At 66.2% G+C, this 15,799-nt stretch carries 13 protein-coding genes; 1 reads left to right on the forward strand and 12 read right to left on the reverse strand.

The features are described from left to right. Window positions 1–273: 273 nt before the first annotated feature. The 8 genes from mnmA to ACIBJI_RS36125 all read right to left on the reverse strand — a co-directional run bounded on the left by mnmA (window position 274) and on the right by ACIBJI_RS36125 (window position 10,961). On the reverse strand, window positions 274–1,395 hold the full coding sequence (mnmA, locus tag ACIBJI_RS36090) for a tRNA 2-thiouridine(34) synthase MnmA (RefSeq protein ID WP_397087783.1): 1,122 nt from the start codon (window positions 1,393–1,395) through the stop codon (window positions 274–276). Beyond that, window positions 1,395–2,621, reverse strand: a complete 1,227-nt coding sequence (locus ACIBJI_RS36095; protein ID WP_364359608.1) for a cysteine desulfurase family protein — start codon at window positions 2,619–2,621, stop codon at window positions 1,395–1,397. Before ACIBJI_RS36095 ends, mnmA begins: the two co-directional genes overlap by 1 nt. Window positions 2,622–2,879: 258 nt before the next feature. Next, window positions 2,880–3,845 (reverse strand): antibiotic biosynthesis monooxygenase, encoded by a 966-nt coding sequence (locus tag ACIBJI_RS36100; protein ID WP_364359611.1) that lies wholly within the window; start codon window positions 3,843–3,845, stop codon window positions 2,880–2,882. A 10-nt stretch (window positions 3,846–3,855) separates the two neighbouring features. Beyond that, a complete protein-coding gene (locus ACIBJI_RS36105) occupies window positions 3,856–6,570 on the reverse strand; it encodes a molybdopterin-dependent oxidoreductase (RefSeq protein ID WP_364359614.1) in 2,715 nt (904 codons plus the stop codon). Next, complete coding sequence (locus ACIBJI_RS36110; RefSeq protein ID WP_364359617.1) at window positions 6,567–7,394, reverse strand: FAD binding domain-containing protein; 828 nt, start codon at window positions 7,392–7,394, stop codon at window positions 6,567–6,569. Before ACIBJI_RS36110 ends, ACIBJI_RS36105 begins: the two co-directional genes overlap by 4 nt. Window positions 7,395–7,623: 229 nt before the next feature. After that, a complete protein-coding gene (locus ACIBJI_RS36115) occupies window positions 7,624–8,655 on the reverse strand; it encodes a lysophospholipid acyltransferase family protein (RefSeq protein ID WP_396956288.1) in 1,032 nt (343 codons plus the stop codon). Window positions 8,656–8,660: 5 nt separating this feature from the next. Then, window positions 8,661–9,488: a GNAT family N-acyltransferase gene (locus tag ACIBJI_RS36120; protein WP_364359623.1), complete on the reverse strand. Its 828-nt coding sequence runs from the start codon at window positions 9,486–9,488 to the stop codon at window positions 8,661–8,663. 201 nt (window positions 9,489–9,689) lie between these two features. Continuing rightward, complete coding sequence (locus tag ACIBJI_RS36125; protein WP_364359626.1) at window positions 9,690–10,961, reverse strand: NAD(P)/FAD-dependent oxidoreductase; 1,272 nt, start codon at window positions 10,959–10,961, stop codon at window positions 9,690–9,692. A gap of 110 nt (window positions 10,962–11,071) precedes the next feature. Between ACIBJI_RS36125 and ACIBJI_RS36130 the strand changes: the two genes are divergently transcribed. Next, complete coding sequence (locus tag ACIBJI_RS36130; RefSeq protein ID WP_364359629.1) at window positions 11,072–11,932, forward strand: LysR family transcriptional regulator; 861 nt, start codon at window positions 11,072–11,074, stop codon at window positions 11,930–11,932. A gap of 53 nt (window positions 11,933–11,985) precedes the next feature. On the opposite strand, the gene ACIBJI_RS36135 is transcribed toward ACIBJI_RS36130, so the two are convergent. The 4 genes from ACIBJI_RS36135 to ACIBJI_RS36150 all read right to left on the reverse strand — a co-directional run bounded on the left by ACIBJI_RS36135 (window position 11,986) and on the right by ACIBJI_RS36150 (window position 15,612). Next, a complete protein-coding gene (locus ACIBJI_RS36135) occupies window positions 11,986–12,747 on the reverse strand; it encodes an ABC transporter permease (RefSeq protein ID WP_364359632.1) in 762 nt (253 codons plus the stop codon). Next, complete coding sequence (locus ACIBJI_RS36140; RefSeq protein WP_364359635.1) at window positions 12,744–13,766, reverse strand: ATP-binding cassette domain-containing protein; 1,023 nt, start codon at window positions 13,764–13,766, stop codon at window positions 12,744–12,746. The genes ACIBJI_RS36135 and ACIBJI_RS36140 overlap by 4 nt, the downstream gene beginning before the upstream one ends. Before the next feature lie 56 nt (window positions 13,767–13,822). Beyond that, window positions 13,823–14,443, reverse strand: a complete 621-nt coding sequence (locus tag ACIBJI_RS36145; RefSeq protein WP_364359638.1) for a PadR family transcriptional regulator — start codon at window positions 14,441–14,443, stop codon at window positions 13,823–13,825. A gap of 212 nt (window positions 14,444–14,655) precedes the next feature. Then, complete coding sequence (locus ACIBJI_RS36150; RefSeq protein ID WP_364359641.1) at window positions 14,656–15,612, reverse strand: electron transfer flavoprotein subunit alpha/FixB family protein; 957 nt, start codon at window positions 15,610–15,612, stop codon at window positions 14,656–14,658. Window positions 15,613–15,799: the final 187 nt, after the last annotated feature.

Consider the following 15,799-nt stretch of genomic DNA (forward strand, 5'->3'; position numbering starts at 1 on the left):
GCTCACTCACGACTGCGCCTCGCTGGCACTCGGCTCCGTCGTGCGCGACTGCGCGCTGTGTCGATGGCTCACTCGCTGACGCTCACTCACGACTGCACCTCGCTGGCACTCGGCTCCGTCGTGCGCGACTGCGCGCTGTGTCGATGGCTCACTCGCTGACGCTCACTCACTGCGTTGCCCCTAAGCGGGGTATGCACCCCATTGCGTGGTGGATCCCGGTCTGCGCCGGGACGAAGCGATCTCGCTTGCCGCGCCGCCCGATGTCGGCGGCACTCACTGCCTTGTGCTCGTGCCCGCGCTACTCACAGAATCCGACGCATCGCGCGCGGTGTCGGTGATAGTGCCACTGCCGATCACCTGGTCTCCCAACGCATCCGGGCGATACAGCACGACGGCCTGGCCGCGGGCCACACCGGTCAGCGGCTCGCGCAGACGCACAATCAACCCGTCGCCGACGGCTTCGGCAACGGCAGGTGCGGTACCGCCGTGCGCGCGCACTTGCGCCACGCACTCGATCGGCCCCTCGGGCGCCGCACCGGAAGTCCAGATGGCGCGCTCGGCCTGGACGGTCCACACCTGCAGATCCTCGGCCGAGCCGACGCGCACGGTGCCCGAGTCGGGATCGATCTCGGTGACATAGCGCGGCTTACCATCGGCGGCCGGACCCGGCAGTCCGAGCCCTTTGCGCTGACCGATCGTGAACCCGTGCACGCCTTCGTGATTCGCGAGCACCTGCCCGTCTGCATCGACGACCGCACCGGGCCGGATGCCGATCTTCGCGCCGAGGAAGGCCCGGGTATCACCGGACGGGATGAAGCAGATGTCATGGCTGTCGGGCTTATTCGCCACCGCGAGCCCACGCTCGGCGGCCTCGGCGCGGATCTGCGGCTTCGGGGTGTCACCCACCGGGAACATGGCCCGCGACAGCTGCTGCGCGGTCAGCACCGCGAGCACATAGGACTGGTCCTTGTCGGCATCGACGGCACGGCGCAGCACACCGTCCTCGAGCTGCGCGTAATGGCCGGTGACCACGGCATCGAAGCCGAGTGCCACCGCGCGGTCGGCGAGGGCGGAGAACTTGATCTTCTCGTTGCAGCGCAGGCAGGGATTCGGCGTTTCACCCGCGGCGTAGGCGGCGACGAAATCGTCGATCACGTCTTCTTTGAAGCGGTCCGCGAAATCCCAGACATAGAAGGGGATTCCGAGCACGTCGGCGGCCCGCCGGGCGTCGCCCGCATCCTCTTTCGAGCAGCAACCGCGCGAACCGGTGCGCAGCGTGCCCGGTGTCGCGGACAGCGCCAGATGTACGCCGACCACCTCATGACCAGCGTCGACGGCACGTGCCGCCGCCACAGCCGAATCCACACCACCACTCATCGCGGCGAGTATCCGCATCAGACACCTCCCTTCGCACCGGCCAGACCCGCGGCCCTGGCCCTTTCCACAATCTGGGGCAAGACATTCAGCACCGCGTCCACATCGGCGCGAGTCGAGGTGTGCCCCAATGAAAATCGCAGTGATCCGCGCGCCTGCCACGGCTGCACGCCCATGGCGATCAGTACATGACTCGGGGTGGCCACACCCGCGTTGCAGGCCGACCCGGTAGAGCATTCGATCCCGGCCGCGTCCAGCAGCATCAGCAGCGAATCCCCTTCGCAGCCGGGGAAAGTGAAGTGCACATTGCCCGGCAGGCGTCGCTCACCGGCCGGACCGCTCAGCACCGCATCCGGAACGGTATCGCGGATGCCCTTGATCAACTCGTCTCGCAGCGCGATCAATTCCGTTGTCCGCGTCGGGAACTCGGTCACGGTGTAGTTCAGCGCGGTGGCGAGCCCGACGGCCGCGGCGGTATCCGAGGTTCCGGAACGCAGATCGCGCTCGTGCCCGCCGCCGTGCATCAGTGGCACACACGGCACCTGCCTACCGAGCAGCAGCACGCCGACACCATGCGGTCCACCGACCTTGTGCCCGGCGAAGCTCGCCGCCGAAAGCCCACTCGCCGCGAAATCGATCGGCAGCTGCGCGGCGGCCTGGATCGCGTCGCTGTGCATAGGAACGCCGAATTCCTGTGCCACCGCGGCTAATTCGACGATCGGCGCAATGGTACCGACCTCGTTATTGGCCCACATGATGCTCACCAGCGCGACCTCGTCGACATATTCGGCCAGCGCCGCGCGCAGCACCCGCGGCGACACAACACCGTCGGAGTCGACCGGCAGCCAGGTCACCTGCGCGCCGTCGTGCTGCTCCAGCCACTCGACGGCGTCGATGACGGCATGATGTTCGGTCGAACCCGCGATAATCCTGGTGCGGCGCGGTTCGGCATCGCGACGAGCCCAGTAGATGCCCTTGATCGCCAGATTGTCGCTCTCGGTCCCGCCCGAGGTGAATATCACCTCCGATGGCCGGGCGCCCAGATCGGCGGCGATCGACTCGCGCGCCTCCTCCAGCATCCGCCGGGCCGCACGCCCGGAACCGTGCAGTGACGAGGCATTGCCCGTCATCGCGAGCGCGGCCGTCATCGCCTCGATTGCGGTAGGCACCATCGGAGTGGTCGCCGCATGATCGAGGTAGACCGTCTGGGGCGCCCCATGGACCGAACCCGCAAAAGCCGACTTCATGACCGTCAAAGCCTATCCCACCGTTGACCTGCACATCTTCGGGGTATCCCGCCGCTTTCGCCGATTTGTCCACGACTCACCCACGATGCGCAACCCGCCGACCACCTTTCGATATTCCCCGCCCGGCGCATCCCCGATGGTCAGCGCCCGATCCCACGGCGAATCCGGGCGAGCGGCCGACTCGCATGCCACGACCCTGACGCCGAAGCTCTCGAGCACAATTCCCGAACCCACGGGGCCCGTACCGCTGGGTGGCCGTCAGGGCAGCGACCAGAGCTTGGTCGTCGCCACGTAGAAGAGGACGACCCAGGTCAGCATGACGGCGACGACGATGGCGATGCCCTGGATGTTCGTCTTCGCCGCTGGTGTATCCGGGGGCGGGCGCAGCCACCGCCTCAGCAAGCGATTCACGTAGTACGGCATCGTGACGTAGCTCATCACGAAACTGGACAGCAGGTTGCCGATCAGCAACCCCAGCCACAGCGGCATCCGCAACGGCGACAGGGCGAGGGTGAGCAGCACCACGGTGGGGTAGAGGCCCACCCATACCGCGATCGCGGTCTTGGTATCCGACGGAGTCTCGTTGCGGTTCTCGTCGAAGGCGAACCAGCTGCCGAACGAGCTATCGATGGTGCGCAACTCGAAGTCGCTGAACTTCGCGCCCTCGGCGAGGAGCTCCTCACGCCGCTTCGAGGTGAGCCACGTGGCCAGATTCGCCGCGGTATCGAAGCGGTAGAGCGCCGTCCACTCGTCCTGCACACCCTCGATGGGGCGGAAGAGCTCGGTGCCGCGGAAGCCTTCGAATTTCGCCTCCTCCCGGCTCAGATCCGCTTGCCACGCAAGGAAATCCGCGACGCTCTCGGGAGCCACACGATGGGTCACCACCACGGTCACGAGCGGATCCACGGGTCGCGTGCCGCCGCTGATCACCTGCTGCGTGGCGGGGCCGTCGAAGTATTGCTGCCCACTGTCCAGGAATTCCTGACGGGTGGCGCTGTTTATCCAGTCCTGTAGATGACCGACGGAGTCGAAGCGGTAGACCACGACCCATTCGGACTGCACCGCGGTGGGGGCGGCGATCTCGGCGCCGACGAATCCCGGATAGCCCGATGCCGCGGCGTTCAGGTCCTCCTGCCAGGACTTGAAGGCCTTCTCGAAACCCGGGCGCACCTGCTGGCCGATGATGACCGTCGCCGCGCTGTCGGTGAGTTTCCCGGCTCCCATCGCAGCCTCCTCACGGCTTTCGAGCCGGAACCGGTGTGAGTCGCCGGTAGATGCGCTCGGGTGTGAGCGGCAGCGCGCGGAAGCGTATGCCGGTCGCATCCTCCAGCGCATTGGCCAGCGCGGGCGCCACCGGGTTGATGCAGCACTCGGCAATGCCTTTCGAGTGCATCGCCCCGACGGAATCGGCCGAGTCGACCGTCAGTACTTCGGTGCGGGGAATATCGGCGTAGGTCGGGATGCGGTAGTTGCGCAGGTTCGGGTTGACCATCGCGCCGTCCGCGTCGACGTGGAAGTTCTCGGTCAGCACGAAGCCGATGCCCTGTGCGACGCCACCCTCGATCTGGCCCCGCACCTGCGCCGGGTTGATGAGGACCCCGGCGTCGGTGGCGTGCACGCTGTAAAGGATGCGGATCTCACCAGTCATCCGGTGCACCGCGATCCGGAAGCCGTGGGTATTGAAGATGACACTGCGCGGCGACCCGAAAGCCTTGCGTGCCTCGGTCAATCGGATACCGCGGCGGCGCGCCACCTCGATCAGCTCCGACAGCGATACGTGGCTGTCCCCGCAGACGACCCCGGTGTCGGCCATCGCACACGAAGCGATATCGACCCGCGCATATTCGGCCGCCAAGTACAGCATGCGATCGCGCAAAGCCTCGGCCGCCCGCAGCACCGCGTTCCCGGCGACGAACAAACCCGCGCTGGCGAACGCGCCGGTGTCGAAACCCGTTCGGTCGGTATCGGATTGGACGAGGCGAACCCGTGCCGGCGTCGTGCCGAGCCGGTCGGCCGCGATCTGCACATGGGCGGTCGAGGTGCCCTCGCCGAATTCGACGGTGCCGACGGCGAGCTCATAAATACCGTCGTCACCGAGAGTCAGCCAGGCCTCGGAGAGGTGGTCGGTCGGGGGCGCGGTCTCGTGCAGCGAGCTGGCGGCGCCGGTACCGATGAGCCACTCGTCTCCCGGTGGCGGCTCGACGGTGTTGTGCCGCAACGCGTCATCGACGAGATCGATGCATTTGATGAGGCCGTCCTCGCGAAACATGACATCATCCGGGGCGTCGTCGAATGCGACGAGAGCATCACCAGGGCGCACGATATTGCGCCGCCGCAGCTCGAGCGGATCCATATCGAGCGCGACCGCCAGCTCATGCATGGCCGACTCCATCGCGAATGCGGGCTGGGTCATGCCGTAGCCGCGCAGCGCGCCACCGGGCACGTTGTTGGTATAGACCGAATATGCGTCGAACTTCTTGTTGGGGCAGCGGTAGGTCGCGACGGCCGTGCCACCGGCGAACAGCGTCTCGCCGCCGTGGTTGCCGTAGGCGCCGGTATTCGACACATTCCGGACCTGGATCGCGGTGAGCGTGCCGTCGGCCCGTGCGCCGAGCTTCACCGTCAGCGACATCGGATGCCTTGGTGAGGCTGTCGTGAACTCCTCCTCGCGCGTGAACTCGAAACAGACCGGCCGCCCCGTATCCAATGCGGCCAGGGCAACCAAATCCTCGGTGATGACCTCCTGCTTACCGCCGAACGCACCGCCGACCCGCTTACAGAACACGCGCAGCTGATCGGGTCGCAGGTCGAACAGATAGCCGAGCTTGTTCTTGGCGATGGAGGGCGACTGGGAGCTGGTGCGAACGTGCAGGCGAGCGTCCTCGATCCACGCGATCGATCCGTGTGTCTCGAGATGCGCATGCTGCACGGGCGGCGAGTGGTAGGTGCCCTCGTGGATCACATCGGCCTCGGCGAAGCCCGCCTCGACATCACCGATATCCCCGTGGATCTCGAGCAGGATGTTGTGCTCGGGATCGCGCACGAACGGGTCGTGCGAACCGTGCAATTGGGGAGCACCGTCGGCCATGGCCGCTTCCGGATCGAAAACCGCCGGCAGCACCTCGTATTCGACGACTACCTTGCGGCAGCCCTCCTCGGCGGCCCCGACGGTGTCGGCCAGCACCGCGACCACACGTTGACCGACGAAGCGCACCACGTCGTCGAGGATGTAGGTGTCGCTGGGATCGACGAGGTGATCGGTGTGGATGGCGGTCGTGAAGTGCTTGCGCGGCACATCTTCCCAGGCGTAGACGCGATGCACACCCCGAACCGCGAGCGCCGCGGTCTTATCGATAGACACGATGCGGGCGTGGGCGTGCGGAGAGCGCAGCACCTTCAGGTGCAACATGGCGTCGATCGCGGTGTCCATGGTGAATTCGGCGCGACCGGTCACCACCTCGGTCCCCGCCGGAGCGCCGACGCTGGTCCCGACGACTCGGCCCGGCTGGGCGACTTCGATCTCGGCGACACCGTGCACCGCATCTTCGATCGCCCGGTAGCCGGTGCAGCGGCAGAGGTTGCCCTTCAACGCGCGCGACAGGTCTTGCAGCTGGGCGTCGGTGAGCGCCACCGCGGTCATGATCATGCCAGCGGTGCAGAAGCCGCATTGGAAGCCGGGAGCGTCGCGGAACTGCCGCTGCATCGGGTGCATATCCTCGGGCGAACCCAGACCCTCGATGGTGGTGACCGCATGCCCCTCGGCACGGAATGCGGGTGTGATGCAGCTGTGCACGGGCTCACCGTCCAGCCATACCGTGCACGCGCCACAATCGCCCGCGTCGCATCCCTTCTTGACACCGTGCAAGCCGAGTGAGCGCAGGAATGTGCGCAGGCATTGACCCGGATTCGGCTCATCGTCGAAGGTGCTTTCGTTCACGGTGTACGTCACGGCCGACCGCCTTCGGTGAGCTCGACGCGGATCTCCTCGGCGAAGTATCTGGCCAGGTGGTGACGATGGTCGGGCGTGCCGTTCGGATCGCTGAACCACAGGTCTTCGGGGATGGCGTCGATGCGCTCGCGCATCGTCTCGGCGTCGGGCATGCTGTCGAACGCCAAGCGCACCGGGCGGGTGGTGCCCGCGGTGATGGTGAGCTGCAGGTCCGTGGTCTGCGGCGACTGGGTGGCGATCAGGAACAGCGTCGAGCGGCCCAGGCGCGTCAGGGTGAAGCGACGATGCGTACACCGCTTGCGAAGTGCGGTGACCGGGATATCGATGCGGCGCAGTATCTCGCCGGGGCCGAGGACGTTTCGGTGGTCCCCGATGACGAAGTCGGCGGCATCGATGGTGCGTTCGGATCCGTCGGCGGCCCACGCGGTGTATGTGGCTGCTAGCGCGACCGTCAGGGTGATCATCGGCCCCGCTGGCAGCGACATGCAGATATTGCCGCCGACCGTCGCCGCATTCCAGACCTTGAACGAGGACAGGAACGCATCGCAGCATGTGGTGAACAGCGTCCCGGCGGGCCAATCACTCGGCGGCGCAAAGGCGTTCAGCTCACGGATGGTGCATGTCGCGCCGATCTCGAGTCCCGAGTGGCTCGGCACCAGGCTGTCCCAACCGAGTCCGGTGATATCGATCAGACGGCGCAGCTCCGGCTGCTCGGTCGAGAACAACCACGTCCCCCCGGCCAGCCACGCGTCGCCGTCGCGCCAGCCCGCGCCCGGTCGCTGAGAAGGACGCCGAACGATATCGGTGATCGTATTGAGATCCATCGCGCCGCTCCCTCTGGGAAGGTGCCGCCGATCGCCCGCCGAGTTCGCTCACGCAATGAATCCGCCTGTGCGGGGGCATCGCCGTACTCGCCTTGGCTCAACGTACCCGACCCGAGGACACCCCGGCCAGCAATCCCGCAGCCACCGCATGCGATTTCGCGGCCGCTGCGCTGAACCGGCGGAGGCCGACCGGGCAATCGCCCGGTCGGCCCCATGACCGTGCCTTCGATCAGTCTGTCGATACCGCAACCTGGTGGCCTGCGCCCCTGCGTCGGAACGGTCGCAACCGCCGCGACGGCCGTTGCGGCTGCGCATCGGCCGACTCCGGATCCTGTACCCGGGTCGCCGTCGCCTCGATCCAATCCGAGGCCTCGATGGCCCCGTGGCGCGACAGATCGGCACCGCGCACCGCTTGTTCACACCGACGAGCCAGATCACGACGATCGAGTCCGGGATACTCCACCGGCTCGAGCACCACCTCGGCCACCATGCCGCGCGAGCGCAGGACCCGCTTCGCCGAGGTGCCGAAGCTGTCGTCACCGACGAATCCGGGAATGGTCGACTGAGTGCCGTGTGAGTCCAGATACCGCAGCCGCACCGGCTGCACCGATGTTCCGGTATCCACCGCCGCCTGGAAGAGCGCGGGCCGCATAGTCCCGTAGGCGCGGCCGCACCATGTGGTGCCCTCGGGGAAGATCGCGATCCGATCCCCCGAAGCCAAGCGGTCACCGAGACTCGCCACCACGTCGGGTAGTTCGCGCAGACGTTCGCGTTCGATCGGAATGACCCGCATCAGCTTCGCCAGACCGCCGAGCAGCGGCCAATCGAGCATATCGGCGCGGGCCACGAATCCGAGCGGCTGCACCGCGGCCAGCACGACCACATCGGTCCAACCGATATGACCGGCGACGATCAGCAGTCCCTTGCCGGGTTCGGCGAAACGCGCCTGCCTCGACTCGGCAGCAGCGGATCGGTCCGCATCGGCGCTGCACCCCACCCGGTTATCGACAATGCGCAGCCGAATCCCCAAACAGCTCAGCACGGTTCGCGCATAACGCCGCCGCAGGTGTTCGCGCATGCCGCGCGGCGTGACGACGTTGACGATCGGAAAGCTGACCAGCAGCCCGGCCGCGCCGAGCAGACGGCCGACAACCCGTGCGGTGCCGATCTCGTCGACCGGATCGATGCAGCCGGGCCCGCACGGGCTCGACGGCATCCACGCGTGCGCGGTGCTCTGTGCGGGCGGCGCGTCGAACACCATCTACCTCACCGTCCCCCGTCGAGTGCGTTGGCGGCGTCCTGTAATCGGTTGAGGTAGCGGGTATTGATCGTGTCCAGACCCAGCAGCGCGACGAAGTCGGCGACCGCGAAATCCGGATCGTGCGCCGGTTCACCGCAGATCTCCGCGCCCAGGCGTAGGTAACCGCGCAGCAGCGGCGGGAGCTTCGGGCGCGCGGGTGGGGTCATCTCATCCAGAGTCAGTCCGTCGACGACCACCGGGTTGTGCGGATGCACGCGCCGCTCCGGATCGGATCCGTGTCGGCCGAGCAGCATGTCCCGCACGCCGCGCACGTTCCCTCCTGGCGGGTCGGCGGGGGTGTCCTGCATCGGCACCGATACGCAGCCCATCACCCACTCGTATCCGGTGAGCTGGATGTAGTGCAGGATGCCCGCCCACATCAGCGTCAGCACCGAACCGTTGCGATGGTCGGGGACCACGCAGGCGCGGCCCATCTCCACGATCCGGTTGCCCTCCGGATCCAGTTGGGACAGATCGAATTCCGTGGCGGTGTAGTAGCCGCCCGCCGCGATCACCTTGTCCGGCGGCAGCATTCGGTAGCAGCCGACGAATTCCTCGGACCGGTCGTCGCGGACCAGCAGGTGGTCGCAGTAATCGTCGAACCGGTCCGCGTCGAGACCGGTTCCGTTATCGGGGATCTGAAAGCCGGGCTCGCTGGCGAAGACGCCGTAGCGCAGCCGCTGCGCGGCCAGGCGGTGCTCCGAATCGGAAGAAACGACCAGCGAGTAGCGCGACCGTTCCTCCCCGGAGTCCGTCGATCGAGCCGGGGCTGTCAACACGGACGAAATAGTCATATCCGTGATGAAGCCAGCCAGAAACTGCGCCGGAGCAACCTCGAAGTGTCGCCACGATGCCGGTTCGGTGAACGAGATGATGGTCACACCGAGCGTTCACCGAACTGTCGCGCATCGTTCTGATTACCGCATCGCTTTCGCCGCCTTTTACCTGGTCGAGGGCCATTCTGTGTCCTCGGCCACGCTGCGCTACCGCGGCGCTCAGGCCGCGTCGCGCGCTGGCAGACCGACCACGTCCGGTGTCTGCTCCACCTCGTCGAAACCCGGGCGACCCGTACCGATGAAGGCGACGAGCCACGAGGCCACTGCGGCGAAACGATTGCGGAACCCGACCAGGTACAGCAGGTGCACCGCGAGCCACATGGTCCAGGCGATGACACCTCGGAAGGTGATGTGCTCATTGAGTTTCACCACCGCGCTGAACCGGCTGATCACCGCCATGCTGCCCTTGTCCCAGTACTTGAACGGGGTGGCGGGGAGCTTCTTACGGCGAATGATGTCGGCGGCGTGCCTGCCCTCCTGCATGGCGACCGGCGACTGGCCCGGATAGCCGTTGAGCGAGGTCATATCGCCGATCGCGTAGATGTCGGCGTGGCCGCCGACGGTCAGGTCCGGATTGATCAAAAGCCTTCCGGCCCGGTCGGTTTCGCAGCCGGTAGCCTCGGCCAGGAGCTGCGCGAACCCGCCGGCCTGCACACCGGCGGACCAGACCACCGTCTCGGCCGCGATCCGGCGCTCGATGCCCTGCTTATCCTTGACGGTCACCTTGCCGTATTCGATATCGGTCACGAAGGTGCCCAGCAGCACCTCAACGCCACTCTTGGTCAGCGATGCCTTCGCATATTCCGAGAGTCCGCCACCGAAGGGCGGCAGCACCTCGCCCGCACCCTCGACCAGGGTCACCGAAACCTCTTGGTGGTAATGCCGTTTCGCGAGTTCCTTCAGCTGACCGGCAACCTCGACACCGGTCGCGCCCGCGCCGACCACCACGAAGCTCAGCAGTCGCTTGCGGGTCTGCGCATCCGCGTCCTTGGCCTCGGTGAAGACCCGCTCGATCTGTGCGCGCAGCAACTTCGCATCGTCGATGGTCTTGAGCGAGAACGTCTTATCGGCGAAATCGTCGCGGCCGAAGTACGACTGCGAGGCGCCGGTGGCTGCGATCAGCGAGCCATAGCGGATCTGTGTGCGAGCTCCATCGTGCTCGTAGGTGAGCACCGCGTTGTCGGCGTCGATGGCGACGACCTTGCCGAGCCGGACGTCGGCCTCCTTATGCCTGCGCAGCACCGAGGCGATCGGCGGGGCGATCTCGTCCGAGGCCAGCACACCTGTCGCGACCTGGTAGAGCAACGGCTGGAAGAGATGCTCCGGAGTGCTCGAGATAAGAACGTAATTGATGCCCGATTTGGCCAACTGCTTAGCGGCGGCAAGCCCCCCGAATCCCGATCCAACGATGACAACATCTGCGTGTTCCATGACAGCCTCCTTCTCTCATTACCAACCGTAATTCGATCCGCAGATATTTCAGGTGTTCAGGCGCATAATAGATATGACTCTTATCTGGATTGCTCATGAATGGAGATCAAGTGGAGCTTCGCCAGCTCACCTACTTCGTCGCGGTGTGCGAGGAGCTGAGTTTCAGCAGGGCCGCGGCCCGCTGTTACATCTCCCAATCGGCGATCAGCCATCAGATCGCCCGGCTCGAGCGTGATCTCGGCGTAACCTTGTTCGAGCGCTCTACCAGGGCCGTTGTGCCGACTGACGCGACCATGCGGCTACTTCCCTTGGCTAAACAGATGCTCAGTCTGGAGTCGGCCATCCGCGCCACCGTGCGCACCTCTGGTCACCGCATCCGGCTGGCCGCCAATATGTCCTTCGCAACCCGGTCCCTGTCCGCGATCGCCGGAGCGCGCGCCGCGCATCCGGATGCCGAGATCGAATTCGTCATCAAACCGTTCCGGCAGCGGATCACCGCGGTGGCCGACGGCGACTGCGATCTCGCGCTCATTCGCGGCAGTGTCGACGAGCCCGGTCTAGCGGTCGAGAAGCTGTGGATCGAGGACCTCGTGATCGCCACCTCCGCGGCCCACCCGCTGGCCCCACGCGACCAGGTGACGCTGGCGGATCTGAGCCCGTATCCGCTGCTGCTCCCGCCCGAGCAGGAACAGGTCCTGCTGCACAATGTGATTCGGGCCGCCTTCGCCGATCTGGCCGCGGGCCCTACCTTCGGTCCGCCGATTCCACCGGACCACACCGCGACCATGGAGCTGATCAATCGCCCGGACACCTGGACCGTGCTCTACGCCGACAGCCCGACCGAGGGCCTGGTCGTCCTGCACCTCGCCCCCGAGCACCGACTACGGATTCCGGTCTCGGCGGTCTTGCGCAGCGATGCACGCCGCTCCCCGATCCTCACCACGCTGCTGTCGGGGCTGCACCGCCGCTGAAATCTGTCACCGCCCATGGCGGCAACAGATCTCGTGTGCCTGCGGATCATCGGTCAGGCATTTTCGCGGGTGAACCCGCGTGCACCGATCATCATCGCCACCGCCGCGACGGCCAGCGTGAGCCCGGTGCCGAGGTACACCTCGGAGGCACCGAAGTCACCGCGGAACAGGGCCCTGGCCGCATCGACGGTGTGCGAGAACGGATTCACCTTCCCGATCGTGCGCAACCAGCCCGGCCCGACACTCAACGGCAGCAGAATGCCGGACAGCAGCATCAGCGGCACCGCGAGACTATTGAGCACCGAGGCGAGCACATCCTCGGATTTGGCCCACAGCCCCAGCGCATAGGACGCCGCCGCCAAACCGGCTGCCATTACCGCGATCAACAGGACCGACAGCACCACGCCGAGCGGATCGGGTCGAACCCCGAAGGCCGCCATGGCAACTCCGACGAGCACCAGCGCCTGGACGACCAGCACGACCATGTCTTTGAGCACACGTCCGGTCAGCAGCGCGCCCCGGCTCGCGGGCGTGACCCGCTGCCGTTCGACCACCCCCGCGCGCAATTCCGCCACAATGCTGAATCCGACATAGATGGCGCCGAACAGCCCGGTCTGAATGACCAGCGCGGGCGTGAGCAGCTTCCACGGGTCGGCATCCGCGCCGAGCGACGGCGCGATGCCCTTGACCAGCGGCCCGAACAGCACCAGATACAGCACCGGTTGGGACAGACCGATCAAGACCCACACCGGATTTCGCAGATTGGCCCGCAGTTGCGACCAGAAGATCAGTCCGGTCTCGCGCATGAACCTCATGAGTGACTCGCCTCCCGCAGCGAACGCCCCGTAATGGTGAGAAAGACATCGTCGAGGCTGGGACGTTTGACAGTGACCGCACCCGGTACGAGACCGCGCTCGTCCATGGCACGCAACAGGGGTACGACCGCGGTGTCGCCGCGATCCACGGTGAGATGCACCAGCGTCGCACCGACGCGGTCCGCACCCGCATCCTCCGAGCACACCAGCGAGCGCACCTCGAGCACCGACTTGGCGACCTGGAGTGCCAGATCGGCATGGACGTTATCGATTTCGAAGCTCACCACATCACCGGAGATGCGGCGCTTGAGTTCGTCGGGCGAGCCCTCGGCGACGATGCCGCCGTGGTCCATGATCAGCAGGCGATCGCACAGTGCGTCTGCCTCGTCCAGATAGTGGGTGGTGAGCACGACCGTGGTGCCCCGCTCGCGCAGGCGCCGGATGTGTTCCCACAGATTCGCGCGGCTCTGCGGATCCAGGCCGCTGGTCGGCTCGTCGAGATAGATCAGCCTCGGGCCGTGCACCAGGCCGAGCGCGATATCGACGCGGCGGCGCTGACCGCCGGAAAGCTGGTTGCATTTACGCCGAGCGAGTCCGTCCAGGTCGAGCGCGACGAGTAGTTCTTCGGCATTGTGCGTCGCCTGCGCCTTGCTCAGTCCGAAAAGCCTGGCCTGCAGCACCAATTCGTCGAGGACCAGGGCATCGTCATTGGTCATTCCGCCCTGGGCGACGTAGCCGATGCGCGAACGCACGGTCCGCTGCTCGACCCGTAGATCAGCGTCGGAGATGACCGCCTCGCCCTCGGTCGGGGCGATGAGGGTGCTGAGCATTCGCAGCGTCGTGGTCTTGCCCGCGCCGTTGGGGCCGAGCAGACCGAGGATCTCACCCTCGTACACATCGAAGTCGACGCCCGTAACCGCTTGGACGGGGCCAGTTTTGGTTTCAAACGTGCGCGCCAGCCCGCGCACCCGGATCACCGAGGTGCGGGTGCGATCGCGAACGGAGTCGTTCGTTTCCACCTGAACAACGGTAGAAACGAACGACTAAATAGTCAAGCTTTACTATTCAGTCTTGATCAGTCGATAATCGCGCTGCGACCGTCCAGCCGCGTCGGGAACCGATCCCAGATCTCCAACGCGCCACTTTCGATGCGCTCCAACGTTTTCTGCGACCAGCGCAGATCGGCCCGGATATGTTCGGAGGCCAAGCGGATCGCGTCGGCGACATGATGCGGTTCGGTCTCCGCCGGATCGCCACTACCGGCCATGACGCGACGCTCCTCCCTGTCGAGCTGTTCGAGTTCGGCCTCGAATTTCTTGATCCGACTGCGCAGCGCGGCGATGACTTCGTCCCGAGGGGCCTGAGGCAGCAGCGCGACCGCCGCGGCGTACGGATGCTTCGGCTGCTCGGCCTCCCACAGCGCGTCACGCAGCAGCTGAGCGAAGACCTTCTCCCCCTCGGCGGTCATTTGATAAGTCGTGCGCTCCGGTCGCGCACCATCCTGTCCGACGCCCGCCACCGCGATGAGCCCGTCGCGCTGCAACGTATTCAGTGCGCCGTACACCGAGCCCGGTTTCACATTCGCCCAATTGTCCGCCCGCCAGGACAACAACTCCCGCCGAACGTCGTAACCGTGCACCGGCGCCAGCAACCGCACCACGGCGAGCACCAGCATCCGAGTCGTAGGAACAGCCATATCCGCAGGTTATCCCACCCCGACCTGGCCGCGAGTTTCCCCAGAAACGCAAAACTCGCCAAATCTGTTGCCGCATTACGCGACAACAGATTTGGCGAGTCAGGGGTAACTCACCAGGGACGGGCCAACCCAGCCAACCGATATCCCGCGGGCCAGGAACGCGACTCACACCGCGCCCGACCGGTCCGCCTGAATATCGGAGAGGCGGGAGCCTAGCCCTTGTGCGTCTTCACAGCCTCGGTCAGCTGCGGGGCGACATTGAACAGGTCGCCGACGATGCCGTAGTCCGCGATCTCGAAGATCGGGGCCTCTTCGTCCTTGTTGACCGCGACGATGGTCTTCGAGGTCTGCATACCGGCGCGGTGCTGAATGGCGCCGGAGATGCCGAGGGCGATATAGAGCTGCGGGGAGACCGTCTTACCGGTCTGACCGACCTGGAACTGGCCCGGGTAGTAGCCCGAGTCGACAGCGGCACGCGAAGCGCCGACGGCGGCGCCGAGCGAATCGGCCAGCGCCTCGACGACCGCGAAGTTGTCGGCGGAACCGACACCGCGACCACCGGAGACGACGATGCCCGCCTCGGTGAGCTCCGGACGGTCGCCACCGACGATCGGCTCGCGGGAGGTCACCTTCACGACGCCCTCTTCCTGCGCGGGCACCTCGACGGTCACCTTCTCACCCGCACCGGCCGCGGCGGTAGCCTCGACAGCGCCCGGACGCACCGAGATCACCGGCACGTCGCCGGTGGCCTTGGCATCGACGGTGAACGCGCCACCGAAGATGGAGTGCACGACCGAACCGTCGGACTTGACGTCGATGACATCGACGAGCAGGCCGGAGCCGATGCGCGCGGCGAGGCGGCCCGACACCTCCTTGCCTTCGGCGGTGGCGGCGACGATCACGGCGGCCGGGGAAATCGACTCGACCAGACCGGCGAGCACGTCGACCTTCGGGGTCACCAGGAAGTTTTCGACATCGTCGGATTCGGCGATGTAGATCTTCGCTGCGCCCGCGGCGGCCAGCGCGTCTGCCAGCTTCTCGCCGGTACCGGCCGGGCCGGTCACGACGGCGGCGGGCTCACCGAGTGCGCTCGCGGCGGTGAGCAGTTCGGTGCTGACCTTCTTGATCGCACCGTCGGCGTGCTCGACGAGCACAAGTACTTCTGCCATTTGTGTTCTCTCCTAGTCCGATTTGCGGTGCTCGCTACGCCCTGCGTGGTCACGCTTCGCTACCTCCTCCGGGCGCTGAACTCACACCGCGGGTCCGATTTGCGGTGCTCGCTACGCCCTGCGTGGTCACGCTTCGCTACCTCCTCCGGGCGCTGAACTCACACCGCGGGTCCGATTTGCGGTGCTC

The organism is Nocardia sp. NPDC050408, assembly GCF_044458905.1.
Taxonomy (GTDB): domain Bacteria; phylum Actinomycetota; class Actinomycetes; order Mycobacteriales; family Mycobacteriaceae; genus Nocardia.

Excerpts from the sequence above, each read along its gene's own strand:
- mnmA (WP_397087783.1), bottom strand. The coding sequence starts at position 1,395 with ATGCGGATACTCGCCGCGATGAGTGGTGGTGTGGATTCGGCTGTGGCG.
- ACIBJI_RS36095 (WP_364359608.1), bottom strand. The coding sequence starts at position 2,621 with ATGAAGTCGGCTTTTGCGGGTTCGGTCCATGGGGCGCCCCAGACGGTC.
- ACIBJI_RS36100 (WP_364359611.1), bottom strand. The coding sequence starts at position 3,845 with ATGGGAGCCGGGAAACTCACCGACAGCGCGGCGACGGTCATCATCGGC.
- ACIBJI_RS36110 (WP_364359617.1), bottom strand. The coding sequence starts at position 7,394 with ATGGATCTCAATACGATCACCGATATCGTTCGGCGTCCTTCTCAGCGA.
- ACIBJI_RS36115 (WP_396956288.1), bottom strand. The coding sequence starts at position 8,655 with ATGGTGTTCGACGCGCCGCCCGCACAGAGCACCGCGCACGCGTGGATG.
- ACIBJI_RS36120 (WP_364359623.1), bottom strand. The coding sequence starts at position 9,488 with ATGACTATTTCGTCCGTGTTGACAGCCCCGGCTCGATCGACGGACTCC.
- ACIBJI_RS36125 (WP_364359626.1), bottom strand. The coding sequence starts at position 10,961 with ATGGAACACGCAGATGTTGTCATCGTTGGATCGGGATTCGGGGGGCTT.
- ACIBJI_RS36135 (WP_364359632.1), bottom strand. The coding sequence starts at position 12,747 with ATGAGGTTCATGCGCGAGACCGGACTGATCTTCTGGTCGCAACTGCGG.
- ACIBJI_RS36145 (WP_364359638.1), bottom strand. The coding sequence starts at position 14,443 with ATGGCTGTTCCTACGACTCGGATGCTGGTGCTCGCCGTGGTGCGGTTG.
- ACIBJI_RS36150 (WP_364359641.1), bottom strand. The coding sequence starts at position 15,612 with ATGGCAGAAGTACTTGTGCTCGTCGAGCACGCCGACGGTGCGATCAAG.